Source organism: Leptolyngbya sp. FACHB-671 (genome assembly GCF_014695745.1).
Lineage (GTDB): Bacteria > Cyanobacteriota > Cyanobacteriia > Elainellales > Elainellaceae > JAAUTN01.
On the sequence record NZ_JACJOV010000164.1, the window covers coordinates 61,344 to 87,568 of the forward strand.

At 48.3% G+C, this 26,225-nt stretch carries 29 protein-coding genes; 21 read left to right on the plus strand and 8 right to left on the minus strand.

Features of this window, described 5'->3' with window-relative positions:
• The first annotated feature begins 10 nt into the window (after positions 1 to 10).
• The 5 genes from H6F93_RS31020 (at position 11) to H6F93_RS31040 (ending at position 2,418) form a co-directional block, all read left to right on the plus strand.
• Positions 11 to 550, plus strand: a complete 540-nt coding sequence (locus tag H6F93_RS31020; RefSeq protein ID WP_190689599.1) for a GNAT family N-acetyltransferase — start codon at positions 11 to 13, stop codon at positions 548 to 550.
• Positions 551 to 658: 108 nt separating this feature from the next.
• Positions 659 to 886: a type II toxin-antitoxin system Phd/YefM family antitoxin gene (locus H6F93_RS31025; protein WP_190642433.1), complete on the plus strand. Its 228-nt coding sequence runs from the start codon at positions 659 to 661 to the stop codon at positions 884 to 886.
• Complete coding sequence (locus H6F93_RS31030) at positions 883 to 1,269, plus strand: PIN domain-containing protein (RefSeq protein ID WP_190689602.1); 387 nt, start codon at positions 883 to 885, stop codon at positions 1,267 to 1,269. The genes H6F93_RS31025 and H6F93_RS31030 overlap by 4 nt, the downstream gene beginning before the upstream one ends.
• 2 nt (positions 1,270 to 1,271) lie before the next feature.
• A complete protein-coding gene (sfsA, locus tag H6F93_RS31035) occupies positions 1,272 to 2,015 on the plus strand; it encodes a DNA/RNA nuclease SfsA (protein ID WP_190689606.1) in 744 nt (247 codons plus the stop codon).
• 178 nt (positions 2,016 to 2,193) lie between these two features.
• A complete protein-coding gene (locus H6F93_RS31040; RefSeq protein WP_190689609.1) occupies positions 2,194 to 2,418 on the plus strand; it encodes a hypothetical protein in 225 nt (74 codons plus the stop codon).
• Between the two features lie 49 nt (positions 2,419 to 2,467).
• On the opposite strand, the gene H6F93_RS31045 is transcribed toward H6F93_RS31040, so the two are convergent.
• Together H6F93_RS31045 and H6F93_RS31050 are read right to left on the minus strand one after the other, a co-directional pair.
• On the minus strand, positions 2,468 to 3,457 hold the full coding sequence (locus tag H6F93_RS31045) for a glycosyltransferase family 2 protein (RefSeq protein ID WP_524538048.1): 990 nt from the start codon (positions 3,455 to 3,457) through the stop codon (positions 2,468 to 2,470).
• A gap of 12 nt (positions 3,458 to 3,469) precedes the next feature.
• Positions 3,470 to 3,682 carry a hypothetical protein gene (locus H6F93_RS31050; RefSeq protein ID WP_190642431.1) on the minus strand — a complete coding sequence of 71 codons (213 nt, stop codon included), beginning with the start codon at positions 3,680 to 3,682 and terminating at the stop codon, positions 3,470 to 3,472.
• 101 nt (positions 3,683 to 3,783) lie between these two features.
• Here H6F93_RS31050 and H6F93_RS31055 point away from each other — a divergent pair, with 101 nt between their 5' ends.
• The 6 genes from H6F93_RS31055 to H6F93_RS31080 all read left to right on the plus strand — a co-directional run bounded on the left by H6F93_RS31055 (position 3,784) and on the right by H6F93_RS31080 (position 12,151).
• The gene (locus tag H6F93_RS31055; protein ID WP_199314231.1) at positions 3,784 to 4,461 is read left to right on the plus strand and encodes a pentapeptide repeat-containing protein; all 678 of its coding nucleotides are present in this window, start codon (positions 3,784 to 3,786) and stop codon (positions 4,459 to 4,461) included.
• Between the two features lie 196 nt (positions 4,462 to 4,657).
• On the plus strand, positions 4,658 to 6,841 hold the full coding sequence (locus H6F93_RS31060) for an esterase-like activity of phytase family protein (protein WP_190689615.1): 2,184 nt from the start codon (positions 4,658 to 4,660) through the stop codon (positions 6,839 to 6,841).
• 568 nt (positions 6,842 to 7,409) lie between these two features.
• The gene (locus tag H6F93_RS33580; protein ID WP_199314233.1) at positions 7,410 to 9,632 is read left to right on the plus strand and encodes a sensor histidine kinase; all 2,223 of its coding nucleotides are present in this window, start codon (positions 7,410 to 7,412) and stop codon (positions 9,630 to 9,632) included.
• 96 nt (positions 9,633 to 9,728) lie between these two features.
• Positions 9,729 to 10,034 carry an acylphosphatase gene (locus tag H6F93_RS31070; protein WP_190689617.1) on the plus strand — a complete coding sequence of 102 codons (306 nt, stop codon included), beginning with the start codon at positions 9,729 to 9,731 and terminating at the stop codon, positions 10,032 to 10,034.
• A 121-nt stretch (positions 10,035 to 10,155) separates the two neighbouring features.
• Positions 10,156 to 11,583 (plus strand): NCS2 family permease, encoded by a 1,428-nt coding sequence (locus H6F93_RS31075; RefSeq protein WP_190642426.1) that lies wholly within the window; start codon positions 10,156 to 10,158, stop codon positions 11,581 to 11,583.
• Positions 11,584 to 11,662: 79 nt separating this feature from the next.
• The gene (locus H6F93_RS31080; RefSeq protein WP_190689619.1) at positions 11,663 to 12,151 is read left to right on the plus strand and encodes an ureidoglycolate lyase; all 489 of its coding nucleotides are present in this window, start codon (positions 11,663 to 11,665) and stop codon (positions 12,149 to 12,151) included.
• A gap of 136 nt (positions 12,152 to 12,287) precedes the next feature.
• Here the strand turns inward: H6F93_RS31080 and H6F93_RS31085 are convergent, their stop codons facing one another.
• Positions 12,288 to 12,752, minus strand: coding sequence for a hypothetical protein (locus H6F93_RS31085; protein WP_190689622.1), 465 nt, complete (start codon positions 12,750 to 12,752; stop codon positions 12,288 to 12,290).
• A 190-nt stretch (positions 12,753 to 12,942) separates the two neighbouring features.
• Here H6F93_RS31085 and H6F93_RS31090 point away from each other — a divergent pair, with 190 nt between their 5' ends.
• From H6F93_RS31090 to H6F93_RS31100, 3 genes are all read left to right on the plus strand, one after another.
• Positions 12,943 to 13,221 (plus strand): hypothetical protein, encoded by a 279-nt coding sequence (locus H6F93_RS31090; protein WP_190642421.1) that lies wholly within the window; start codon positions 12,943 to 12,945, stop codon positions 13,219 to 13,221.
• Positions 13,222 to 13,492: 271 nt separating this feature from the next.
• A complete protein-coding gene (locus tag H6F93_RS31095; protein ID WP_190689624.1) occupies positions 13,493 to 14,623 on the plus strand; it encodes a HetZ-related protein 2 in 1,131 nt (376 codons plus the stop codon).
• A 70-nt stretch (positions 14,624 to 14,693) separates the two neighbouring features.
• Entirely contained in the window at positions 14,694 to 16,013 is a 1,320-nt protein-coding gene (locus H6F93_RS31100; RefSeq protein ID WP_199314234.1) for an ATPase, T2SS/T4P/T4SS family, read from the plus strand.
• A 107-nt stretch (positions 16,014 to 16,120) separates the two neighbouring features.
• Here H6F93_RS31100 and aroF read toward each other — a convergent pair whose 3' ends face one another.
• The 4 genes from aroF to H6F93_RS31120 form a co-directional block, all read right to left on the minus strand.
• Entirely contained in the window at positions 16,121 to 17,179 is a 1,059-nt protein-coding gene (gene aroF / locus H6F93_RS31105) for a 3-deoxy-7-phosphoheptulonate synthase (protein ID WP_190689625.1), read from the minus strand.
• 246 nt (positions 17,180 to 17,425) lie between these two features.
• Positions 17,426 to 17,989 carry a PAM68 family protein gene (locus H6F93_RS31110; protein WP_190689627.1) on the minus strand — a complete coding sequence of 188 codons (564 nt, stop codon included), beginning with the start codon at positions 17,987 to 17,989 and terminating at the stop codon, positions 17,426 to 17,428.
• Between the two features lie 29 nt (positions 17,990 to 18,018).
• Positions 18,019 to 18,288, minus strand: a complete 270-nt coding sequence (gene rpsO, locus H6F93_RS31115; RefSeq protein WP_190642417.1) for a 30S ribosomal protein S15 — start codon at positions 18,286 to 18,288, stop codon at positions 18,019 to 18,021.
• Between the two features lie 115 nt (positions 18,289 to 18,403).
• Positions 18,404 to 18,871, minus strand: coding sequence for a DUF4278 domain-containing protein (locus H6F93_RS31120; protein WP_190689630.1), 468 nt, complete (start codon positions 18,869 to 18,871; stop codon positions 18,404 to 18,406).
• Between the two features lie 231 nt (positions 18,872 to 19,102).
• Between H6F93_RS31120 and H6F93_RS31125 the strand changes: the two genes are divergently transcribed.
• Together H6F93_RS31125 and corA are read left to right on the plus strand one after the other, a co-directional pair.
• Positions 19,103 to 19,408: a DUF3288 family protein gene (locus H6F93_RS31125; protein ID WP_190642415.1), complete on the plus strand. Its 306-nt coding sequence runs from the start codon at positions 19,103 to 19,105 to the stop codon at positions 19,406 to 19,408.
• 45 nt (positions 19,409 to 19,453) lie between these two features.
• Positions 19,454 to 20,638, plus strand: coding sequence for a magnesium/cobalt transporter CorA (corA, locus tag H6F93_RS31130; RefSeq protein ID WP_190689633.1), 1,185 nt, complete (start codon positions 19,454 to 19,456; stop codon positions 20,636 to 20,638).
• 18 nt (positions 20,639 to 20,656) lie between these two features.
• Here the strand turns inward: corA and H6F93_RS31135 are convergent, their stop codons facing one another.
• Positions 20,657 to 21,502: an SH3 domain-containing protein gene (locus tag H6F93_RS31135; RefSeq protein ID WP_190689636.1), complete on the minus strand. Its 846-nt coding sequence runs from the start codon at positions 21,500 to 21,502 to the stop codon at positions 20,657 to 20,659.
• 260 nt (positions 21,503 to 21,762) lie between these two features.
• Between H6F93_RS31135 and H6F93_RS31140 the strand changes: the two genes are divergently transcribed.
• The 5 genes from H6F93_RS31140 (at position 21,763) to H6F93_RS31160 (ending at position 26,127) form a co-directional block, all read left to right on the plus strand.
• The gene (locus tag H6F93_RS31140) at positions 21,763 to 22,275 is read left to right on the plus strand and encodes an adenine phosphoribosyltransferase (protein WP_190642412.1); all 513 of its coding nucleotides are present in this window, start codon (positions 21,763 to 21,765) and stop codon (positions 22,273 to 22,275) included.
• A gap of 68 nt (positions 22,276 to 22,343) precedes the next feature.
• Positions 22,344 to 23,405, plus strand: a complete 1,062-nt coding sequence (locus H6F93_RS31145; protein WP_190689638.1) for an ABC transporter permease — start codon at positions 22,344 to 22,346, stop codon at positions 23,403 to 23,405.
• Positions 23,406 to 23,422: 17 nt separating this feature from the next.
• A complete protein-coding gene (locus H6F93_RS31150) occupies positions 23,423 to 23,737 on the plus strand; it encodes a hypothetical protein (protein WP_190689640.1) in 315 nt (104 codons plus the stop codon).
• A gap of 141 nt (positions 23,738 to 23,878) precedes the next feature.
• On the plus strand, positions 23,879 to 24,634 hold the full coding sequence (locus tag H6F93_RS31155) for a winged helix-turn-helix domain-containing protein (RefSeq protein WP_190689875.1): 756 nt from the start codon (positions 23,879 to 23,881) through the stop codon (positions 24,632 to 24,634).
• 95 nt (positions 24,635 to 24,729) lie between these two features.
• Entirely contained in the window at positions 24,730 to 26,127 is a 1,398-nt protein-coding gene (locus H6F93_RS31160) for an ATP-binding protein (RefSeq protein WP_190689878.1), read from the plus strand.
• Positions 26,128 to 26,225 lie beyond the last annotated feature (98 nt).

A 26,225-nucleotide genomic window follows, 5' to 3' on the forward strand; every position in this document is an offset into this window, starting at 1 on the left:
GTGAGAAATAATGGCTATCTTGACGGAAACTGAGCGTCTGGTTATTCGGAATTGGATACCCCAGGATGACGCAGAGCAAGCTTTTGAGATTTATGGCGATCCTGAAGTAATGCGTTTTATTGGCGGCGGCAAGGAGGAGAACGTTGAAACTCAGCGGCGATCGCTACAACAAAGAACCGACCGCACTGCTGCTCTAAATAATGGAACTGGATTTTGGGCGATCGCCGACAAAGAAACTGGCGAAATCTTTGGAACCGTTATCCTCAAACAACTGCCCGACAACGACGGAAACCCCACCTCGGAAATTGAAGTCGGCTGGCACCTTAAAAAAGCCGCCTGGGGCAAAGGATACGCTACTGAAGCAGGGCAGGCTGTCCTGAACTACGGATTTAACGTGCTGAAACTGCCCGTCATCTACGCTGTCGTCAACCCCGAAAACACCGCCTCTATCCAGGTCACCCAACGACTAGGTATGTCTCCCCTCGGACGCACTCAACAGTATTACGGAAAGGAGCTAGAACTCTTCAAGCTAGAAGCCCCTAATCCATGAACATTTAGTTTCATTCCAATTCCTTGCACGGAGTGTTTGGGCAAGAAAGACGCTTATCACAGCAAGCATCGACTATATTAGGAGACTGGTTCTTTTTAGGAATCACCCATGCATCAAGTCAACTTAAAAGAAGCTGAAACTCAATTGGCAAAGCTAATTGAAGAAGCGGCAAATGGAGAAGAAGTGATCATAACCCGCAGCGACGGTACCTCTTTTAAAATTATGCCAATCAGCACTGTAAGGGCAATTCCAAAATTTGGTAGTGCTAGAGGATTGGTAAAGATGGCAGAGGATTTTGATCAGCCACTGGAGGACTTTGAGGAATATGCTCCGTGAAGCTCTTGCTCGATACACATGCGTTTCTGTGGTTTATCGAAGGCAATTCTACTCTCAGTGAGCTGGCAAGAAATCTGATTGAGGAACAGGCAAATCAGAGATTTTTGAGTGTTGCAAGTCTTTGGGAAATAGCGATTAAGAGTAGCATTGGCAAACTAGAACTCAAGATGACACTGACTGAGCTAGTTGAACGAGAAGTGTATGGTAACGCCATTGAGCTGCTTGAAATACAGCCAGAACACTTGGATGAGCTAACGAAACTGCCTTTTCATCACAGTGATCCATTTGATCGACTCATACTCGCGCAAAGCTTGACAGAGAATATTCCCGTGGTAACAAAAGACGATGAATTCAAGAGTTACTCTACAACCCTACTTTGGTAAACGTGCAACAAGCTGATACAACGAGCGATTGGTTTTATCCTTACCCAACTCTTTATCCAGGTATCTTATTGAAGCGCTACAAGCGCTTTTTTGCTGACATTGAGCTAGATTCGGGCGAAACCATCACCGCTCATTGCCCCAACACTGGTCCAATGACGGGCGTTTGCAAAATTGGCAGTCGGGTTCAGGTGTCTCGCAGCGATAGCCCAACCCGCAAGCTCCCTTACACCTGGGAACTGATTCAGGTTAAAGACACACTAACCTGGGCAGGCGTCAATACTGCCTTACCCAATCGCGTCATCAAATCGGCACTAGAAGCAAAGCTCTTTCCCCTGAGCGACTACAACCAGATTTTGCCAGAAGTGCGCTATGGGGCAGACCAAAAGAGCCGAGTCGATTTTCTACTAATGGGTGACGAATCCGCTCCACCCATCTACGTAGAAGTGAAAAACACCACCTGGACACAGGGAAAACTGGCGCTGTTTCCTGATACCGTCACCACACGCGGGCAAAAACACCTGATTGAGCTAACAGCACTCTTGCCCAAAGCCAAAGCGGTAATGCTCTATTTCATCAATCGCGGTGACTGCACCCATTTCGCCCCGGGTGACAGCGCTGATCCGCTCTATGGGAAGCTGCTGAGGGAGGCGATCGCCCTCGGCTTACAGGTTCTTCCCTGCCGCTTTGACATTAGCCCAGCCGGAATTCGCTATCTGGGGTTGGCAGAGACGTTTTTTGAGGATTAGGAGTTTGGGATTGGGAGTTAGGACTCGGTGAAATCTTTTGCTGAATGCCTTTGATTCGGATTGCGCTACCATTTTTTTAGACTTGGTAAAGCTGGGCACAAACGCACTCAAGTTGGCAGCTACAGCGGAAAAAGTCTGCCGATCGCTTTGGTGAATGAGAACTGAGGAGAAGTGTTTAATGGAACCTGCTCAAATTGACTGTGCAGTCTCTTGTGTAAATGGCTGTGTATTGGGTGACCGATGCCCCAACTTGGAATACAAAGAACAGGCCTCAAAGTTTGTTCAAGAAACATCGTTGGATGACATGATTGCGATCGCCGAAGAAGCCATTCGCAAAAAAGCAATGCAATCGCCGCAATGGGTCTTTCCTGAAGACGGCATTGCGCCCGACGAAAAACCTTGAGTTGTGTAGGGGCTGGGGGCTGGGGGCTAGGGAAGAAGATGTTCCCCCCTCATCCTTCATCTTTCAAAGCGTCCGCATAGGCGGCATACACGCCCTGTACGTTGTACCAGTTGAGAAAAATGCGGGCGGCTTCGAGTGCCAGTTGGGGTTTACCGCTGTCGATCAGCCATTGCAGAAAAGGTGCCATGGTGCGTTCGTTTAACCTGCCGCCTAGGGAAAGTAGTCCCCAAAGAACTCGGTGCAGCCAGGTCATCTGGATCATCAGTCGCACATCCCAGGTTGGGTGTTTTTGGTAAAACAGCACGCCCATACGTCCCCGCTGAATTTCACGGTCAATCATGAGCGGAATCTGGTCAAGTGAGAAAGGGGGATGCCAGTGATAGCCTGGGGCTTCAGGACATTTGACCAGCTTCAATCCAAGCTGCTTCAGCCGCACGCCCAACTCCAGATCTTCCCAGCCATAAAGCTGAAAGCGAGTGTCAAACAGCCCGGACTGGTCGAGCCACTTGCGAGCAATCGCCACATTTCCCGTGGCAAAATACGCTGCTGAAAAGTCCGTTAGCTTATACGGTTCGGAAGTGGGCTGATCAAAGTTGCTGGTGTTGATCACAGCCCCGTAGGTAAAGAGGCGATCGCTTCCCAGTTTCTTCTCTCCCTCAATCAGCGCATCGGCATGAGCCTGTAAAAAGCTCTCCGTCACGACCAGATCACTATCAATAAAGATAATCGTGTCGCCGACCGCCTTTTCCACACCCAGATTCCGCGCTGCTGCTGGTCCTTGATGGTCCTGCTGAAACAGGCGTACATGGGGAAAATGGGTAGTGGGGGATCGCAGCCAGTCTACCGTGCCATCGGTCGAACCATCATCGACTAGCACCACTTCATAACCTTCAAGGATCGTATTTGCTGCCAACTGTTGGTTTTCCAGCGCTTTCAGGCACTTCTCCAAAATTGGCTTACGGTTGTACGTCGGAATCACAACGCTGAAAAACACACCATTCTCCCCACCCAACACAACAGTTATCGCCGGATGCAGCACACCACAGCTTTTCTAGCGTACCAACTGTAAAGGGAATTTTTGGAGGGCGATCGCCAGCCATTTCTCAGAAATAATCCAGCCAGGGCTTGAAGAAACTGTAGGGATGTTTGCCTCTAGTCCGAGTTCAACACGTAGGGGCGTAGCATTCGGCAAGCAGTCTTTGGAGTTGATCAAAGATTCTTGCCCGAATGCTACGCCCTCACGGAGACATTCGCTACGTCTCAAACATCCCTAAGCAGAATGACAGTGACGAGATTCTGAGTTCCTTAGATAAGCCAGGGTCTTATATCAGTGACATTTCCTTATAGCGTTGTATTTCTGAAGCTATGTCAAACCTTGGTCAAAACATGGAGCAAACAGAACAACCGTCTCAACGTTCAGGCTGGCGACTGTGGATCAATCGCCGCTCCCTCATCGTTGGTGGTTTCGGTTACATTGCTGGATTTGCCACACTTCCCCTTGCGGTGATTTTATGGGTCAACACTCCCGAAGTTAGGCAAGAAAAATTCCTGGAAGGAGTCCTGCGTGACTGCCCAGCCTGTGATTTGTCAAATGAAGATTTATCCTTTGCAGAATTAGAGGAAGCCGATTTATCAAAGGCTAACCTTGAGGGTGCAATTCTAGGAGCTGCGAAGCTGAGTTCTGCTGATTTGTCTGGAGCAAATCTCAGGTTTGCAGTTTTACGGCAAGCTGAATTGTACAACACAGTTTTTGATGGTGCAGACCTGACCTCTGCGGAGTTTCGCTGTGGCGCGGGCACCTGCACTGGGCTTTCAGGCACCAGCTTTAGAAATGCTAATCTTACCCGCGCCGATTTCAGAGTCGTGGGATTTACTCCAGTCGGTGAAGAGGGGCTAGAAGGAGTTGATTTTACCGGAGCAGACCTCACAGAAGCGTCCTTTGAAGGTGCAAGTTTAAGAGGCGCTTTGATGGAGCAAGCCAAATTTTGTCGAACGGTCATGCCCGATGGCTCCCTCTCCAATCGAGATTGCGAAGCGGAGTAGCGATCGCGTTCTGATGCTTAAGTACTGCCTGGATTTAAGCTTGAGCTAGATCGAATTTCTAACTAACCATTCTTTGCAACCACTGCTCAATGAGAGCTTAACCTTCTCATAAACCAGCCACCATCTGCATCGTTTTATACTCCCATCGATTGGAATTAACTGTCACATCGACATCTTGGTGAGGAGTGCTGGGTTTATGGTGAAGTTCTCAATTCATGCTCTTATTTCTGCATCTTTAGTCTCAACGGTGCTGTTGGGCAGTGCTGGAGTTGCTCAAGCGCAGATTCGTAGCTTTGTGCCGCTCAATCGCTACGTAGTGGGTGGCGCAGTGGCGGAAATTATTGACGTTAGCCCCGATGGAAACACGCTGGTTTTCACCAACTCAGGCGACCAGCAAGTTGGCTTTGTTGATATCACCGATCCCACAAATCCGCAGCCGCTTGGAATCATTGAGGTGGCTGGGGAGCCGACTTCGGTTGCGGTTACGCCTGACGGTAAGTATGCGATCGCCGCTGTCCTTTCCCTCATTGACGAAGATGCCGGGCAAACGATCGCCGATCAGCAACCCGGCAACCTCGTCTTCATTGACCTGATGACTCGCGAAATCGTCGGACAGGTGCAGCTTCTGGGCATTGGACCTGACAGCATTGACATTTCCCCCGACGGCAGCAAAGTAATTGTGGCGCTTGAGGACGAGGAAGACACTGACAACCTGCCTGGCTCTCGTCCTGGCTCGATTAACTTTGTCACGATTAACTATGACAACCCGAGTGAGTCTACCGTTTCGGCAGTAGAAATCGATCTAAGCGGTGTGGAAGGCGTGAACTATATCGAAGACCCGCAGCCAGAGTATGTCAAATTCAGTCCCGATGGCAGCACGGCCGCTGTAACGATTCAAGAGAATAATGCGATCGCCCTAATCGACGTTGCTTCCGAAGAAATCACTCGTATCTTCTCTACTGGCAACTCCATCCATTTAGCTGACCTGACTGAGGATGGTGAGATTACTGTCACTGAAGAGTTTGAAGGACGCAGAGAGCCGGATGCGATCGCCTTCACCCCTGATGGTCAATACCTTCTTACCGTCAACGAAGGGGACACCGAGTTAGAAAGCTTTGGCGACAACATTTGGTCAGGTGGACGCGGCTGGACAATCTTTGACCTGGAAGGCAATGTCGTTTACGACAGTGGCAGCAGCGTTGAGGAACTCGCAGTTACCAGAGGGCAATATCCTGACGATCGCTCCGAAGATCGTGGACTTGAAATGGAAGGTGGCACCATGGCCGACTTTGATGGACAGCCCATTGCTTTCGTCGCCTCTGAGCGGGGTAGCTTTGTCGTCGCTTACGACATTAGCAACGTCGAGGAACCTGAACTGCTAAGCTTCCTGCCTACTGGACTGGCCCCCGAGGGAGTTTTGGCAATTCCACAGCGCAATCTGCTGCTAACCTCCAATGAAGACGATGGTACAATCGACTTCTTTCAAGCTTCAACTGACCCAGCTGCATCAGCCTATAGCCCAACTGAGCCGCTGATCACCAGCACAGGGTTAGGTTTACCTTTTAGCGCCATTAGTGGACTACATCAGGTACGCTATAACCCGAATGCCCTGTACGCCGTACCCGACAACGCGGTGTCACCTTCTCGCATTTATCGAATTGAAATGGAGAATTCAGTCGCTACAGTTGTCAGTGCGCTGCCAATTACCAAGGATGGCGAACCTGTCAGCTATGACCTGGAAGGCGTAACCCTTCATCCTCCTGGTGGTTTCTGGGTGGTCAGCGAAGGAGATGATCGTGAAGGTCAAGAAGCCCCCAACTTACTCAGCTATGTCAACGGCATGGGCGAAGTGCAGCAAGAAATTCCGCTACCCGAAGCGGCAGCAGGCACAATCACCCGCTTTGGCTTCGAAGGAGTCGCAACCAACGCCGAAGGCACCAAAGTCTATGTCGCAATTCAGCGCGAGTTTGAGGGCGACCCAGAAAACACCGTGCGAATTGCCGAATATGACCTGGAAAACCAAACCTGGAATTACTATTTCTACCCGCTCGACACAGACAACGTAGAAGAAAGCTGGGTTGGCTTGAGCGAAATTGCCCGCGACACCGACGGCAGTTTCTTGATCGTTGAGCGAGACAATCAGGGCGGTGAGAATGGCTCAGCCAATGCTCGAATCAAGCGCATCTACCGCGTTTCTCTAGCCGACGCAGAACCTGGCGCAACGCTAGAGAAAACCCTGGTGCTGGATTTGCTCTCCGATTACGACTGGATCGAGGAAAAAATCGAAAGTCTAGCCGTAACCGAGCAGGGTTATTGGCTTGCCAGCGACAACGACGGCGGCATTAACTACACTCGAATGCTATTTGTGCCCAGACCATAGGAAGTGAACGGGTTAGAACAAGCTTAGCTCAGGTCTACGACTTCTTCAGGAAGTTGCAGACCTGACAGCATCTGCTTAGGTCAGTACCGTTTGATGAGAATGGTACGGTTCAGGAAGGACAGCAAACCCAATCGAGTTGAGTTGACCTCGATAGTCAGTCGTTGCAACTTGGACAAGAAAGAGGAATAAGGTTTTAATGAATTCAATCAGGTAAAAGGGCGCAAGTATCATATCGTTAGAAATGCGCTGGGCTTAGTGCTGGGATTGTATGTGACTGCAGCTATCAGCAGAACAATTACCCAGTCACTGAACTAACAGTATTTGTGTAGTCCAAATTGGCTTTGGATGAACTTACATCCTTAACTGTTTCTGCACAGGGTTAAGTTGTGTCGTTTTAGGTGTGAGCACTTGATGACTGGGAATTCTAAGAATGGAAGAGTAATAGCTTTAACCTATGCGACAGAAGAGCCAAGCAGTACTGCCTAGCACAAACTTCTTTGAGGGATACACTCGTATCATCTTCGCCACGTTCTCGTTAGTCACTGTCGTATCATCCAGCTTATTTTACTTGCAATTCCGTTCGCGCTACCAAAATGAATTAGAGCAGCTGCAAGCAAGATTTCTACAGGAGGCATCCAGTCTAAACTATCTTGTGAAAGGAGCCTCTGACCATGTCCATAGCCTTAAAACTGAAGCCGAGTTTTATCTAGCAACTCATTCTTCTGAGGAGACACCTTCCCTACTCCTCTCTCAGTTACAGAATCTACCAGAAGAAGATTACTACGTCTTAGATCAGATTCAGCCTCCTTTTACTAAGGACATGGTTGGTAACGTGACTGGAATAGGCTCAGTGGAGCAGATTTCACCCGATGTCAAGCGAGAGATTGAGATGGCGTTATCACTCAACCCTCTTTTTCAAGCGTCCAGAGAAAATATACCTAATTTCGCTTGGGTATATTACATATCAGAAAACAGATTCGTTAATATTTATCCCTGGGTTTCAAGCAGTGAGTACTTGATTAAGGAGAGTGATTACGATCAAGATTTTTATCAACTTGGACTACCAGAGAACAATCCTCAACGCCAAATTTTTTGGACTCACGCCTATACCGATACAGCAGGCAAAGGGTTGATGGTTACCATTTCCGCCCCAATCTATGACAAAGATAATTTCTTAGGTACCATTGCTTTAGATTTTACACTAGATGTACTGAATGAAACGATCAAAAACTCTGCGATTGAGCGCGATCGCCAAATAAATACATTTATTATTAATCAATACGATCAACTATTAGCTCATCCCGACTTAGTTAACTCAACCGATGCTAAAGTAAAGTCTATTCAAGCTGCATTGCCAGAAGATTTACAAAACCAATTTAAGCAACTTCTACAAACTCCTGCCGACCAAATCAACTCCGTCAATTCCTATATATTACTTCACCATCAACTAGAAAATGCACCATGGAAGCTAGTTCTGTGGGTTCCTAAAACAGCAATTACTTTAAAGGCTTTATCTGGAACGAATTGGCTATTTCTAGCTCTCCTACCTGGACTAGGTTTAATCCTTATCGTTGCTAATCATCTCACTCGCAAAAGATTTATCTTACCCGCTCGAAAATTAGTAGAACACATTGAAACCGAGAGCCAAGGAATTATCTCTGATGAATTAGAGGTGCCTAAAATTTGGCAGCCCTGGTTTGAAAGAATTTCTTACATTTTTGGTGAAAACCGCACTCTACTTCAAAGGTTGGAAGCCTACACTCAACAATTAGAAGCTAAGAATGCTGATTTGCAGAGAACAGAAAACTTGTTAGCTGAGCATAACCGCAACTTAGAGATTCAGGTTGAAGAGCGAACTAACCAGCTCAAGCAAGTTATTTTACAACTTCGCCAGCAAACTCAAGACTTAGAAAACACACTAGAGGAATTAAGACAAACGCAAACTCAGCTTATTCAAAGTGAAAAAATGTCTAGTATGGGCCAACTTGTTGCAGGAGTTGCCCATGAAATTAATAACCCAGTTAACTTTATTTATGGCAATATCGAACCTGCTAGTAATTATGTTGAAGATCTATTTAATCTAATTGATTTGTATCAAGAATATTATCCCAATTCGTCACCAATTATCCAAGCAAAACTTGAGGAAATCGAACTTGAGTTTTTAAAGGAAGATCTACCTAAATTGTTGTCATCCATGCAGATGGGAGCCGAACGTATTCGCCAAATTGTTCTTTCCCTACGTAACTTTTCTCGCTTAGATGAAGCTGAATTTAAAGCAGTTGATATTCATGAGGGAATTGAAAACACTTTGATCATTTTGGAGCATCGCCTCAAAGCTAAACCTGACTGTCCAGCTATTAAAGTAATTAAGGAGTATGGAGAGTTACCGCTAGTTGAATGCTATGCAGGACAGCTAAATCAAGTGTTTATGAATGTCCTGACCAATGCCATTGACGCTTTAGAGGAGCAAAACCAACAATGCGCTTCCCGTGAGAGCAAAAGTTCTCAAGGTTATATTCATATACGCACTAAACTCACTGATAATAATCAAGTTACTATTAAAATTGCTGATAACGGTTCAGGAATGTCAGAAAAAGTAAAGCATCACATTTTTGATCCCTTCTTCACTACCAAATCTGCTGATAAGGGAACAGGTATGGGTATGTCAATTAGCTATCAAATTGTGACAAAAAATCACGACGGCTCGCTCGGCTTTATTTCATCTCCTGGTCAAGGTACAGAATTTGTAATTGAAATTCCTCTACAGCAGCGCGTCAAGTTTTCCAGATGATGTTGACTGCTGCCCAAACCACTCTCCCCTCAATTCTTTAATTCTGAGGAGAATATTTCAGGATTCAATTAGACAAGTGCAGGGAGCTTAACCTAAATGAACAGCTCATCGAGTGCTTCGTCTCAAGCCAATATTATTCGCGCTCACGTTTTTGTCTCTGGTCGCGTTCAAGGAGTTAGCTATCGGGCTGCGACTGCTGATACTGCCCAACTGTTAAAGCTAAAAGGCTGGGTTTGCAATTTGCGCGATCGCCGAGTTGAAGCCGTGTTTGAAGGCAATCGCGCCACCGTTGAAGAAATGCTGCGCTGGTGCCACGAAGGACCTCCCGCTGCAATCGTTGACCAGGTTGAAATAAATTACGAAACGCCAGAGGGACTTAAGGAATTTCAGGTGCTTGTGTAGCCAACTGCACACTTTGCGGCTAGACCTGCCGTAATATCATGGTCGTCTCTGGCGGCTATCGATAGTTAAGTGCGATCGCCCACCAGAAATTCCTTCAAAACCTAAAATCCAAAATTGCCGTATGAGTAGTGGATCTACTGAACTTGAACCAAACTCTTCCCCTGGGTCACAACCGCCTGAGGACACAGGGGTGATCGCCCGCTTCTTCAAATTTGCCGAACTGGGAACCAACCTAAGAACTGAAGTCATCGCCGGGATCACCACCTTCGTCACGATGGCTTACATTCTGGTGGTAAATCCTGACATCCTTTCCAACGCCATCTTCTTACAGGAAGCTGGTGATCTGTTTGGGGAACTGGTGATTGCAACGGCAATTGCATCGGCGATCGCTACCCTAACCATGGGTTTATTAGCAAACTATCCCTTTGCTCTGGCACCTGGCATGGGATTGAATGCTTTCTTTGCCTTCTCAGTCGTGCTGGATTTGGGGATCAGCTGGCAAACTGCCTTGGCAGCCATTCTGATTGAAGGACTCATCTTCATCGCAATGACAATCTCCAACATTCGCAGTCAAATTATTACAGCGATCCCTGAATGCCTTAAACATGCCACCGCTGTAGGCATCGGTTTGTTCATTGCCTACGTTGGGCTATCAGGCGATCCAGCAGTTGGTGGAGCTGGAATCATTGTTGCTAATGAAGCGACCAAAACTGCTTTAGGAGATTTAGGACAACCTCAAACTTTGATGGCCATCTTCGGCATTGTGATCACCTCTGCCTTCATTGCTCGTCGAATCAAAGGTGCTTTGCTTTGGGGCATTCTCGCTACTGCCGCCTTAAGCTGGATTCTTCAGATTTCACCCCCGCCCAGCGGCATCGTGGCATTGCCTCAGTTTCCTGTGCATCTAGTTGGTCAAGCCTTTGTTGGACTTGGACAAATCAACAGCACAAACCTGACAAACTTTTTAGCAGTCACCTTCATCTTCCTGTTTGTAGATCTGTTTGACACCGTTGGCACCCTCTCAGGGGTCGGACTTCAGGCAGGACTGATCAACGAACGGGGCGAATTGCCCAGAGCAGGGAAGGCTTTCATGGCAGATGCAGTCGGCACGACTTCAGGCGCGATTTTCGGTACTTGCACCGTTACAACTTATATCGAGTCGGCGGCTGGCATTTCTGAGGGCGGCAGGTCTGGGTTTACTGCTGTTATAACCGCCGGATTTTTTTTACTCGCCATCTTCTTTGTTCCTTTGTTCTCTGCCATTCCAGGCTTTGCGACCACCTCTGCTCTAGTCATCGTCGGAGTGCTTATGGTGGGTAACGTATCGGGTATCAAATGGTCAGATCCGGCAGAGTCTATTCCCTCGTTTCTGACCATCATCTTCATGCCGCTGACCTATTCGATCGCCGAAGGATTAGCCGTTGGCTTCATCACCTACCCACTCATCAAAGCCTTCCAGGGCAAAGCTCACGAAATCAATTTTGCTATTTGGATCTTGGCAGCCGTCTTTGTGCTGCGCTTTATCCTATTAGGTCTTGGGATAGCGTAAAAGAAAAGCGTATCACCCTGCTTCCTAGTCCAGCTTGGAAACCAGAACAATCACTAACCCCTGAACCCTAGCGCCCCCCATGCAATCCACCTCAGTCCAACACCTTCCTGCCCAGCAAATTACCGCTGAAAGCTTTCAAGCTTACGGACAGGTCATTTTTGCTAGCGAGGATGGCAAGCCCTGTGACCAAGAAGATGCTCGTCTAAGTCTTGACCAGGGTATGCCACGCTTTTACATCATGCGGCTCCAGCAAAAGGGGCGCAGGTTTTCTCAAATTACCAGACACGTTCGCTGTACCCAGTGTCTTGGCTCTCTAGAGGGCAAAGATTGGTTGATTGTAGTCGCGCCACCCAGTGAAGCAGCAGAACCCTCACTCAATGACCTTGCTGCTTTCCGCATTCCTGGTAACTGTTTTATCAAGCTAGAAGTCGGAACCTGGCACGCTGGACCGTATTTTGACCATGAGTGGGTAGATTTTTACAATTTGGAGCTAAGTGACACAAACGTAACCGATCACCAAACCTGCAACTTACTAAACCGCTTTGGGCTAGTGTTTGAGATTACTTAAACGGTTTACATATAAAAAGCAGGAAGGCAAGGTCTAACCTTGCCTTCCTGCTTTTGTCCTGATTTAAGTGATTAGCATTACAAATAATCTGGAAACCTGAACGATTTAAAGAAATATTTCGAGCATGTTTCTTGATCTAACAAGCATGACAAGACTTATTGCTGCGGCGATCGCGCCTCACACCCACACTTGAGTCCATCAACTCTCCAAGGCTTGCTCTGAAATTGGGCTTATAAGACTGAACGACGCTGATGCCATTGATTTCTACATCCACTGCGCCACTTGTCCCCAAAGCAATAGCAATCATTTGAGTGAGCAGCCGTCGATTAGGAATTTTCCCTAGCAGCACAACTACTGCTCCCCGCTGAATAATTCGCAGGTTTTCGATTTCGGTTGCTTCAAAACTCTGGCTGAATCTCAAAGACACTCTTTTCGCTAAACCACCATGGTCGTATTCTCCGTTTAATCCTACCCGTTCAGGAGGAATATTCCTAAACGTTGTAAAACGGGGAGCCAAGTTCGGTTGGCTATTTTCGACGCCACAGCTTCCTTGAGATTCGTGATGCTGCTCTACCCCTGAGAAATTTCGTAGCACATCCATTCGCCCTTAGCACTCTGTAAGACTTGATGAACTAAATGTAATCTTTTCCTAAAGATATAGACAATCTATCTCAAGATCGGTGTCTTTAAATTAAAGAGAGGTTGGCAAGACAACAACAACTTTGACCAGATGCGGGTGCAATAGAGTAGGCTTAAACGTAAATCAATTTGGACAAAAAGGTTGTTGAGGAGTGGAAGTCAAGCTAAATCGCCTGGAATCAATTGTGCAGCAGATCGGGGAAGCTGTTTTAGCAACGACTGAGACGGTAGATCGTCTATCCGATCGCGTAGACGCTCTGGCAACTCAGGTTCAGCAGCAGGGCTATCAAATTTTTGCGTTGAGTGATGCGGTGCAAACCCTGGCTGAGAATCAAGATACGGCTTTGGAAAAATTAGACCAATTAACACAAGCCTTGCAGCAGCTTGTGTCTGCAATTCAAGAAACAGACGAAGCTGATTCTGACCGGTAAAGTGTTGGGCGGATGACCCAAGCGGGTGAGTGCTTTGGGCCTCGCCTTCAGACTAATATTGGGGGACAGATTCAGGTAGGGTCGATTTTAGTCAGCCTAATGTCTTCCTGATCGACGGGTGGATCTACTTGGTATAAAATGTAAGACCCTGCACTGACCCTACATTCAGTAGCTCAGGGGGATTTATTTAGCGGCGATACATTAGGCTACTTCAAACCCACTGATGAAGCAAACCCATTGATGAAGTGATACGTTGAAGGATTATTGTTCCATGACAGTGGTTGAGGATCTCCGGCAAGAGTGGCGATCGCGCCTCAAAACAGACTCTCCAGATCAACCGTCCGTAGCTCAGGAGAGTATCCTCAACTGGCTATTGGGGGAAGAACCCGATCGGTTTAACGAGCTTTCCCTGGAGCAGCTTGCGATCGCTCAGCAGGCGATTGACTACCGCTATCGGATTTTGCAGCAGCGATATCTAGGAGCGCATCCAGAGCAAGCCTACCGTAAATTGATTCAGCGGTTAGGCAGCCTGTTCCTGATCCGCAGCAAAATTCGCACTTGGGTTGCGTTGTCTCGCGATCGCCACCGCAGCGTGATGGATGTGCTGCAAGAAGTGATTCAAGAGCTAATTCAGAACGACCGCTATATGCGTCAGCAAATGTTATGGATTGGTCAATGCGCCACCAATCCTCGTTTGCGAAATGCTCTGATGTTAGCCAGCATCGAAGAATATTGCTTACGCCCTATTCGCAATCAGCCCTTGCTAGTTTATCGATTTGTTAACTATTTGCGGCGATCGCAGCGGGGCGGCATGACGCAGGTTCCGGCTGGTGATTTGGTGCGACTAGTGTCTGAGGAAATTACGCCCGATGACGCCGACAACCCGGTGAGCTTACTCGATTCAGAGGCGATTTCCCAACACCAGGACAATCAAGCCTGGGAAGAACAACAGATGCTCCGGTCTGCCGTCAGTCAGGAGTTTGCGACTTATCTAGAGGAGCAAGTTGATCCCGTTGCAGCACGGTGGCTACATCTGCATCTACAGGGGCGATCGCAAGAAGCGATCGCCAAAGACCTGAATTTGCCGATTAAGCAGGTTTATCGCCTGCGCGAAAAGATTAGCTATCATGCAATTCGAGTTTTTGCTCTGAAAAAGCACCCTGACCTAGTGACCACCTGGCTAGGAACGTCCCTACAAGAACATAGCTTGGGGCTAACTCCTGACCAGTGGCAGCAATTTTGGCATAGCCTCACCCTCGATCAACAGCAGTTGTTAAATGCCCTGAAAGCCGGTAAAACCGTTGAAGCGATCGCCCAAGACCTCGATCAGAAAACCAATCAAATCATGGGCGAATGGATTAAACTTTACTTAGCTGCTCAGGCGTTGCGGAGCGCCTCCTAATCTCCGTTGCCAGGGTGCATTTCAGGATTAGCTCACTCTCACCATCCAAAGCATTGCGGAACCTGTTCCTATGGCGTTTCCCCTGAGCGATCGCATTGAGCCAAAGCGCGTCAATCCTGTTTACCAGTCCGTTCTAGACCAGTTCAAAGAAGATTGGGTAGAGCAGTTAAACATCGAACAGATGTTCATCCTCATTGATGGCGTTCTACCATTTGAAGCTTGTCTCTATTACCAGGTTCTTCCTCTATTTTTAGAAGGAAGTCACCTCAACTTGGGCATGGTCAGCCCTGAAGACACTGCCGCTTCTGACTATGTTCGACGAATCATTTCCTACCTGAACTATACTCTGGTGCCTCGCCGCATCTCTTCTGAGGCGCTCCAGGCTGTTTTATCTGCTCATCTAAGTCACGCAGGGAGTCACCGTTCCCCGACTCAACCAGGACGCTCTCCCGTCGTTGGACGAAGAGACCCTAGTCGCTCTCGATCCAAACCGTCGGTCAATCGAAACCTGCAAGCAACGCTTGTGGTAGACAGTCCAGAGAGCCTAAACTTAACCGACATTCACGAGCGAGGAAATTCTCACGCGACCCCTTCGCCCCCGCCAGAAATTCCCTTTGTGCCCCCCAAGGATGCTGAAGCGCAACCCTCGGCTCAGCCCGATCCACAAAACACGCTCCTGGCATTACCAGAACCAGAACAGCCTGAGCAAGAACATTCTCCAGCTTCAGTTCCTCTGCTCAACTCCTTGCCTACGCTAGATGTACAGGCTAAATACCTGTCTAGCCCCGTAGAAGTCTTAGCAACCCTGCAATCCAAAGAACTGCTGCAAGAATTGCTGGGGCGCATTTTGTTTGGCGGAATTGGGCGACTCTATTTTGAACGCCAGCAGCAGCATGGGCGAATTCTGTGGAGCCAGGACGGGGTTTTGCAATCGGTGATTGACAAGCTAGACGTAACGACTTTCCAGGGTGTGATCAACGAGTTGAAGCAAATGACTCAGCTTCCTTTAATTACCGTTGACAAGCCAAAGCAAGCTGAGATTGAACGGTTCTACCAACAAACACGGTTGCTGTTGCGGTTTCGGGTAATGCCTACCGCTCATGGCGAAGAGGCAACATTGCAGGTGTTGCGGGGAGCTGCGCTCAAGTTTTACCAACAGCAGCAGCTGACAAATCTGGGACGAGATGCTTTGGGTATTGCCAAACAGCTTCAGCTTAAGGTGAATGAAATTCGCGATCGCGCCCGTACTAGCTCTAGTTTCTCAGCAGATCGACTAGAAGCATTGCCGGCCCTCAATCAACTACTGCACTGCATCGAAGCAGAGCTAGAGCAACTGCAAGTTGAGAAAGGATCGGACGAGCCTAAAGATGAGAACGACTCAAAATTTTAGGTAAGAGACTATAGTGCAATATTTCTATTACCGCTGTAACTATTACAGAGAAGGAGTCAGGATTTTATCCTGACTCCTTCTTTATGTAGCGTTTTCAGATAGGTAGCTTATGCCAGAGCTGCAAGAGATAAGGGCCAACGATCAACCGCTTTCCCAATCACGGATAGTTCTTGAACCAGACGATCGAATCGATCTGGAGTCAAGGATTGAGGCCCATCTGACAGAGCCTTTGCAGGGTTAGGGTGAACCTCAATCATCAAGGAATCGGTGCCAGCCGCGATCGCAGCCATTGCCATTGAGGGCACATACTCCGCTCTGCCAGTGCCGTGGCTGGGATCAATCATGATCGGCAAGTGAGTCAGCGATCGCAGTACAGGGATTACCGATAAATCTAAAGTGTTGCGAGCATATTGGCGATCGAACGTGCGAATTCCCCGCTCACACAAAATCACGTTGGGGTTTCCTGCCGCTAAAATGTATTCTGCTGCCATCAGCCATTCTTCGATCGTGGCAGACATTCCCCGCTTCAGCAGTACGGGTTTGTCTTGTGCGCCGACTTTCTTGAGTAGCGAGAAGTTTTGCATATTTCGGGCACCCACTTGCACCACATCAGCAACTTCTGCCACTTTGTCTAAATCGGCAGTATCCATTACCTCAGTGATGATGCCCAGACCACTTGCATCACGGGCAGCTGCTAGCAAACCCAATGCGCTTTCACCGTGTCCCTGAAAAGCGTAGGGCGAAGTACGAGGCTTGTAAGCACCACCCCGCAAAAACTGTGCCCCTGCCGCCTTGACTCTGCGAGCCGTCTCAACGATCATCGTTTCGTTCTCGACCGAGCAAGGTCCAGCCACAATAGCGATCGGGGAGTGTTCTCCAAAAGCCACAGGTCCATTAGGCGTAGACACAATAACGGTGCTAGCTTCGCCATGACGATATTCACGGCTGACTCGCTTAAACGGTTTTTCTACCCTCAAAACTTGCTCAATCCAGTCACTCATTTCCTGGAGTTGCAGTGGGTCTAAGTCAACTGTGTCGCCGACCAGCCCAATTACAGTTTTGTGCTTGCCAACGATCTTTTCGGGCGACAGTCCCCAGGTCTGTAGCTCTTCAGCTAGCCGGGATATCTCGGCTTCAGGAGTGCCGATCTTCATGACCACAATCATGTCAAAAGTCCTTAACGTGAGTTATCGGTTAACAGCTTGCAAAAATCCTTTGGCTAGATGATTAGCTCAGCCTTCGATATTTTACGTCTGAGCTAGCTCTAGGCTACGTATGGCTTAATTCTATTGATGAATCTCAATGAATTGGAACAAATTTACGTTAAATCAGAACGTATTGCAGAAGCATTCGTAGCGAGATTGCTCTGGTGCAAACGGGATCAAAGTGCATCCGCACAATCAGAATACCGATTAGGGTTTCTTTCCAGCTGAGCGCCACGCTTCAGTCATTCTTCCTAGATTGGTTGTAAATTCTGACCAGCCGAGGGCACTACCTGCAATCGCTTCATCCCACGATGCAGAGAGTACACCGTAGCTTAGCCCAACCACACCTAATCCAAAGAAGCCCATGCTGACCAGCACAACGGCTGCATTGGGCAACGCAACTAGGTCGTGAGTGATGACGAAGTAGCTGACAAAAAATGTTGAGATCCCCAACGCAGATGGAATGCCGCAAAATAGTGCCATTCGCCGTACCATTCGCCGACTGACTGCATCTGGAATGGACATACTAGCTGCAGTATTTTGACCCGAGCGATCGCTCTTCACTGCTTTAGCAGCCACCTTTTTAGCCTCCGACTTAGCGTCTGACTTTTTAGAGTCAGATTTTCTTTCTGGTTTGACCGGTGCTGTCGGAGTTTTCTTTTCAGGTTTTTTGCGGCTCTTGGTCGGCTCGAAGGGTAAGCGATCGCGGTTTACGGCATTCGCAGCATCTTTAGAATCTGATTGAGCATCAGGTTGGGGTTCAGGAGACATGCACTCTTCCTATCAGGTTTTAGTCCGCGCTATCCACGAATTCCGAGGCGGGTAATCAAAGCCCGATAGCGTCCCTGGTCTTGCTTCAGAATGTAGGCAAGTAAGCGCTTACGCTGACCGATCATCTTTAGCAAGCCCCGACGAGAGGCATGGTCTTTCTTGTTGATTTTGAGGTGGGCGCTGAGTTTGTTAATGCGCTCAGTTAGCATTGCCACCTGAACGTCTGCCGATCCGGTGTCGGTTTCGTGAATTTGGTACTCGTTGATGATTTCGTGTTTGCGCTCTTGCAGCAGTGCCATGATTAGGTTAAGCCGTCTCTTTAATACAGATACAATCAACCATGTTATCACAGCCTTTCGCTACAATCGTTAGCGCCCAAAACTAGAGAACGCCTGATTTTTAACTTCAGTCGCCTCAGCGGACTTTGGCTCCTCGATATTGAAGCTCTACCGTAGGTTGATGAGGCGATCGCTCTACTGGCTGACCCAGTTCACAAACAGCCCCACGATATTTCCCTAAAACAACTTTCTCGGCTGGATTCTGCTCTGCATCCGTCTTTATCGTTGAAATAGTTTCTACAGCTGAAGTCGAAATAGTGGATGCTACAGCATCACTGCCATCCCTAGCTCTACTGGAAGGAGCCACATCTTCACGACGGGAAAACAAGAAGTCTAGGATAGCCGCCCATTTGACGTTAGCCAAAAGCAGCACGACTAACGAAAGCTGCACTTCCCAGGGCGACAAAATCAGCGTGAAAGCCAGACCAACCAATCCAACTGCAAATGCAACGGTCGCAGTTTCTGTGGAGGTATCTTTGGCAGCCTTGAATACACAGCCTGATCCCAAAGTAACTGTCAGTGGAACAAGGAATAGCAAGGACATTTGCTCAACCCTCTATGTTGCACCGTAGTATAACGAGTCACTTTATTAAAGTACAACGGTTTGTTTGGGATTGCTCACATTTGGCTTGAGGTCGAGCTGTTACTGCACCCTTGGCGATCGCCAGTCTTCCGAAAAAATCGCATCAAAGCATTAAATAAAATCTACAGCCTTAAGATTGTGTATGAGATTAAGACCTTATTGTAAAGGTTCGCACCTTTTGACTTTTAGCTTATGGCCTCTTCAAACGACTCTACTAGCGCTAGCAAAGACCAGCAGCATCCGCTTTATAAAAGCGATCGCGACATTATCAATAGCCTTTTAGCTGGCGAACCCAATGACTATAACCTGGTAGAACTTGCCCGGCTCCGCATTCGCTATCGGGGCTTTCCAGGAGCACGTGACATTCAGGCAGATCTGGAAAAGGTGCTAGAACAGTGGCAGCTTAGCGAAACTGCGCTCTACGAAAAAACTCGCCAGATTCATCAAATCGCCAAAGTTTACAAAGGGCGAGGCAGCCAGCGGGAAGACTGGAGTTAAGCCATTTCTATCTGGTTTTATCAAAACACCTCGGACAAACTCAGCATGATCAGTAAACTGTCGTGGCAATCTTCGAAATCTAACCCGCCCAAACCCGCTGTTTCAGCTTCGTCTAGTGAAGAAGAATCGTCCTATGTCGATTACTTTTACGACGAACCAGGTAGCGCACCAGGGACGCTCAACATTGAAGATGATGCCCCGATTCCCAATATCATCCTGATTGACTACAACGAAACCAAGGCAACCCGCGTTCACCTTCCCACACCAGAAGCTTCTGCCCCCTATCTAGATACCGAGTCAGTATCGTGGGTAGATGTGCAAGGGTTAGGCAGCGAAGAGGTGTTGAGGCGGTTGGGGGATGTGTTTAGCCTTCATCCGATGGTGTTGGAAGATGTTGTCAATGTGCCACAGCGCCCAAAGGTAGAAGAGTATGACCAGCAGTTGGTCATTGTTGCCCGAATGGTGATGCCCTGCGACGATGGCAAAGGCTTTGTTAGTGAGCAGGTCAGTTTTATTTTAGGGCCGCACTACTTGTTGACGGTGCAAGAGGAGCCTGAGCTAGATACGTTCAACCCGGTGCGCGATCGCATTCGTACCTGCAAAGGCACCATTCGCAAACACGGAGCTGATTATCTGGCTTACACCCTGCTCGACACGATCATTGACGGATTCTTTCCCGTTTTAGAGCGCTATGGCGAACAAATTGAGGATTTAGAGGACGAGGTTGTAATGAGACCGACTCGTCAAACACTCGAAAAAATCTACGCCTTAAAGCGCGAATTGCTTACCCTACGTCGGTCGATTTGGCCTCAACGAGACGCAATCAACTCCCTGATTCGTGATGGCAGTACCCTGATTAGCCCAGAGGTGCTGATTTATCTAAGGGATTGCTATGACCACGCGGTTCAGGTGCTAGACATGGTAGAAACTTACCGAGAACTGGCAGCAAGTTTGATGGACGTGTACCTCTCATCAGTCGGCAACCGCATGAACGAGGTGATGAAGCTGCTGACGGTTATATCCAGTATTTTCATTCCGCTCACTTTTATTGCTGGGGTATACGGGATGAACTTTAATACAGAAAAATCACCCTGGAATATGCCAGAACTGAACTGGTACTGGGGCTATCCAGTGGCAATGCTACTGATGGGGACGATCGCTGCTGGTCTCGTCTACTTTTTTTGGAAGCGGGGCTGGTTTGAAAACTTCTCGGGGATCAAGGAAGATTAGGCATCCCCCCAGTTTTGCCTAATCTCCTTCTAAAAACACTGTCATCTGCCATTCGCCGCCAATCTTCTCAAACAACGCCCGGTAGCCCGAGGGAGTGTAGGAGTAGCGACTGGAAACATAGCCCCGCAGTCCGTTAGGCGTAATAATGGGTCGCCAGCCCTCAAAGGTTTCTAGTGATGCACGCTCCTGATCAGATATTCCCCGCTGCCAAACCTCTGAATCATGCCTGACAATTTCGTTCGATAAAACGTCAATCACTGGGCTAGAGGAACTTGCTGCCTGACGCACATTGACATTCTCACCCACAATAAAGATCTCTGCGCCCGTCTCAATATAGGTTGAGGCAAACACATTTGGGCAAACCCAGGTTTGAGAATCTGCATCCGCTTCGAGACTACGAGCTAACGCATAGACTACGCAACCTGGAGCGATCGCCCTTTCTATCTGTTGCCAAAACGGAGCATCGGGATTATCCACGTTTAGATCGTTTGCAGTTAAAGTCGTTGCTGCAAAGGTCGGTAGCCCTCCCGCAGGAATAATCGAGCGAATAAAGACAGAGTCGCGATCGCGAATTGCCTGCTTGAGCCGCTCACGAAATCGATAGAAATCGCTGCCAGGTTGAGCTTCATCCACCAACTCAAAAGTTTGTCGAGGATAGGACCCGACGCGGGACGCTACAGTCACAGAGGAATTACTCACTGCTTCCGCTTGTGCTTGAAGGGAGGGTTGGGTTGGGATGTGGGAGGAGCTAGCTACACTGAGCTGCGGTTTGCTGGCGCTGCTCCAAGAGACGATGGAGGTGCCACTGACGGTGGCAGAGACGGCGATCGCTCCCGCAATCAGGAAAAACTGAAAAGGTTTCATGATGTGTTCTTCCCAGGCAAAACATCGGATAGTTCCAAAGTATGATCCCTTTGAGTCGATCGCCCTCATCTATATAGCTCGTATATAGCTCGTATATAGCTCGTCCAACCAGGTGATTTTGCTTGAATAGGAGAAGCATTTTGAACGAAACCAAAATTTCACATCTAAAAGCGTTCTCCATTCAGCAACACCGATAGGATGCTGTAGGTGGTAGGATTTCTACGACATTGACTATTCCTTCCTTAAATCCCCATCGCTTCATGGATCTAAAATCCCTTATTCGAGACATTCCAGACTTTCCTAAGCCCGGCATTCTGTTTCGAGATATTACAACTCTGCTTCGTGATCCCGAAGGGCTACGCTACACCATCGATCATTTGGCAGAAAAATGTGCCGATTTATCAGCCGATTACATTGTAGGTATGGAGTCGCGCGGGTTCATCTTTGGCACTCCATTGGCTTACAAACTGGGGATTGGGTTCATTCCGGTTCGCAAACCCGGTAAGCTACCCGCCGCCGTACACTCCGTGAAATATGAGCTGGAATATGGGATGGATTGCTTGGAAATACACCAAGATGCTTTTCACCCCGGCAGCCGCATTCTGATTGTGGATGACCTGATCGCGACAGGTGGCACAGCGGCTGCAACGGCAAAGTTAATCGAGCAGTCTGGCTGCGAATTAGTAGGTTTTGGTTTTATCATCGAGCTAACGGCTTTGGGTGGACGCGATCGCCTACCAAACGTACCAATCGTCACCCTGGTCGAGTACTAAATCCAGCTATCCGGTCAAATTCCTGATTGGGTAGCTTGCTTGAATCGTCTCCCCGTCAGCTTGAGCGCATGACTCACACTAAATTTCCTCCCGCCCAGCAGCGTCTTAAAGCCTTTCGCGATCGCTCCATCCGCTTCATTACAGGCGAAACTACGTCTTACATTGTGAAGCGGCTTCTGCAAGCTCTATTGACGCTGTTGCTGGCCTCAGCTCTGAGCTTTTTTATCATCCAACTGGCTCCAGGAAACTTTCTGGACACGCTGCGACAAAATCCTCAGATTTCGGAGGAAACAATCAATTCTCTAGAGGCGCAGTTTGGGTTAGATAGACCCGCGATCGAGCAGTATTTTCTGTGGCTTAAGCAAATTGTGACTAAGGGAGACTTTGGCATTAGCTTTGCCTATCAGCGCCCAGTTTCTTCACTCCTGTGGGAGCGGATTCCGCCAACGCTGCTGCTGTCGATCGCCTCGATTATTATCACTTGGGCGATCGCCATCCCTCTGGGGATTGTAGGAGCGGTGCATCAGAATAAGAGGAGCGATCGCATCCTGCGGGTGATTAGCTACATCGGACAAGGCTTCCCAACCATCATCACCGGCTTGCTGCTGCTGTTTTTTGCACAGCTCACCTCTCCTCTATTTCCAGTTGGCGGCATGACTAGTATCGATCACGCTGACCTTTCCCCTATTGGCAAGCTCCTTGATATTGGTTGGCATCTGATCTTGCCAACCCTCGCATTGAGCATTACTGGATTCGCTGGACTACAGCGCATCACACGAGGAGAACTGTTAGACGTACTGCGGCAAGACTACATTCAGACTGCTCGTGCCAAAGGGTTGCCCGAAAACCGCGTGATCTACGTTCACGCACTTCGCAATGCGATTAACCCATTGATTACACTACTGGGCTTCGAGTTTGCCAGTCTGCTAGGTGGCGCATTCATCACCGAAAATTACTTTAACTGGCCTGGCTTGGGACGGTTAATCTTGCAGGCAGTTACTGCTCAAGATCTCTATCTGGTCATGGCTAGTCTAATGATGGGTGCAGTGATGCTAATCTTGGGCAACTTGCTGGCAGATTTGCTGCTCAAAGTTGTTGATCCCCGCATCAAGCTCAAGGACATTAACTAGCACGCTGCAGAAAAACTATGTCACAGGTCTTTTACCTGGTTCGTTCCAGGGTAGATGGTCAATACCTGGTTGCCCATCCTAAACCAACAAATTCGCCTGCTCAAGAGCAGTCTGGTCAACCCAACAGCGGATACTTGCTGATGTTTCAAGAACATTTTGACGCGCTTAGCTATCTCAACACTCACGGTGCGGCAGTAGCAGATCGCTTTGCCGTAGAGTCGATCCCAAATACTCAGTTGAACGGTCTGCTCAAACGTTGGGGATTCATTGGCATCGGCGTTGTCAAAGATCCCTTACTGCCCCAAATTGAATTTCTGTCGCGCACTGCCTGATTTCTCTGAAAACGTATCGGCAGAAATGTAACTCAAGTAACAGAATAAAAGGAATTATTAACCCTTGCAGATCAAGCAGACTGGCGGCATTTTGGTAGGATCAATCTGGACTGCCTAAATACCAGTGCTTAAATGCTGAATATGCTAACGCTAGAAGCTACCAGATCTCATCAACAGGATGTCAGGTTAGGGCGGGTCTTGGTTGTTGAGGATGAAGAGTTAATTCGTGAAACTGTTGCTTTGGCTTTGAGTGAGGAAGGGTATGAGGTGCTGACTGCGGAAGATGGCCGCAGCGCCTTGGATCTCGCCTGTAAGTCTGAAGAAGGGGGCTACCCTGAGTTTTCATCTTTAGATCTAATCATTTTAGATTTGATGCTGCCTTACGTGAATGGGTTAGACCTTTGCCGTCTGATTCGTCATGAAGGCAATAGTGTCCCTATCCTCATGTTGAGCGCCAAGGGTAGTGAGACCGACCGTGTGGTTGGCTTAGAAGTTGGTGCAGATGATTATCTAACCAAACCGTTTGGAATGCGTGAACTGATTGCTCGCTGTCGAGCGTTGCTTCGCCGCCATCGTCATGCTCATCCCCAGCCGGAGGAAACCACTCTAAAGTTTCAAGACATTATTCTGTATCCACAGGAGTGCCGAGTCACAGTACGTGGCGAAGAAATTAGTCTTTCCCCTAAAGAATTTCGGATTTTGGAGCTGTTTATGAGTCATCCCCGGCGGGTCTGGTCGCGTGAACAGCTTATTGAGCGAGTCTGGGGTCCAGACTTTATGGGAGATAGCAAGACGGTGGATGTCCACATTCGCTGGTTGCGCGAGAAGTTGGAAGTTGACCCCAGCCATCCAGAATATTTGATGACTGTGCGCGGGTTTGGCTACCGATTTGGTTAGATTCACGATATGTAGAGTGTCTACTCAGGAAATCGCAGTAAGCTAATTGTGGGTTTAACCACAATCGTTTGCAATTATTTGCAATTGAGTTAGCTGTGCGAGTCCTGTGTTTCTTATTAGGATTGATAGTTGGGTTAGCTCTCTGGAGGTGGCAGCGATCGCGCTACAATGTCCGGCTCAAGAAGCTTTTAGGGGATGTAGACACTGATATTGCTACCTCTGCCTTTTCCTCTACTTCTCAGCTAGCCCTAGCAATCACCCACAGCCAGAGAGACCGTTGCCAATTAGAGCAGCAGGTTGAAATTTATAAACAGATCTTGCAGATAGCTCCCATTGGCTACCTGCAAGTAGACGATGAAAACCGATTGCTCTGGTGCAATGTCAAAGCCCGTGAACTACTGGCAATGGCTCCAGACCAGCAGTCAAAGCCACGTTTGCTTTTGGAGGTAGTTCGCTCTTATGAATTAGACCACCTGATCGAGCAAACCCGCGAAGCTAAAAATCCTTGTACAAGCGACTGGACTTTCTACCCAGTTAGCCCTGATCCATCCCAGTTGTCACAGCAGCAAGCTTATGCGCTGCGGGGTTACGGATTACCTTTGCCTACCGATCAGGTTGGCATTTTCCTGGAAAATCGGCAAGAAGCCGTTACCCTAGTGCAGCAGCGCGATCGCTGGGCATCGGATGTAGCCCATGAGTTGAAGACACCGCTCACCTCAATTCGCCTCGTCGCTGAGACACTTCAAACTCGATTGGAGCCACCCCTCAAAGGTTGGGTCGATCGGTTAATTAATGAAACTATTCGCCTCAGTAATCTAGTTCAAGATTTACTGGACTTAGGCCAAATTGATCGGAACACTCCAGGGGCTTCCCTTAAAACCAGAACAACTGATTTAGTTGAACTCATTTTTTCTGCCTGGGCTAACCTTGAACCTCTGGCTCGAAAGAAGCATTTGCGGCTAGACTATTCTGGACCAGATCGGTTGCTCATGCAGCTTGACGAGCCGCGTATGTATCGTGTTTTGTTCAACCTACTTGATAACAGCATCAAATACAGCCCGCCTCGTCAACAAATTCGGGTGCAGGTAGGAATTGAAGCACTGAGCCAGGGCTTATCCGAACCGGACGGGTATGTAGCCAATCAACAAATTCGTTTAGAAGTAATTGATGCTGGCCCTGGTTTTCCAGAAAATGCTCTGTCTTATGTATTTGAGCGATTCTACCGCGCTGATCCGTCGCGATCGCACAGCGTCCCACTCCGTGTTTCAAATGTAACATCGGTAACCGACCCAACCCAAGACTCCGGTCATGATCAGGTTGATCTAGGAGAGCGAAACAGCAGCGGACTGGGTTTAGCCATTGTTCGCCAGATTGTAGAAGCTCACGCTGGGTCAGTGAGTGCAAGCAACCACCCAGATACAGGAGGAGCTTGGCTACAGGTTTGCCTCCCCTGGCATCAACCCGAACCAACCTCAAAAAATAAAGCTTCTTAAGCAACAAAGCTTCTGGATCTATTCCACTTCCTGTAATATTTGTACATATCGCGCTGGCTTCGGCTTGCTGTTAACCTACTAATGAGTTCTCTGTTCAT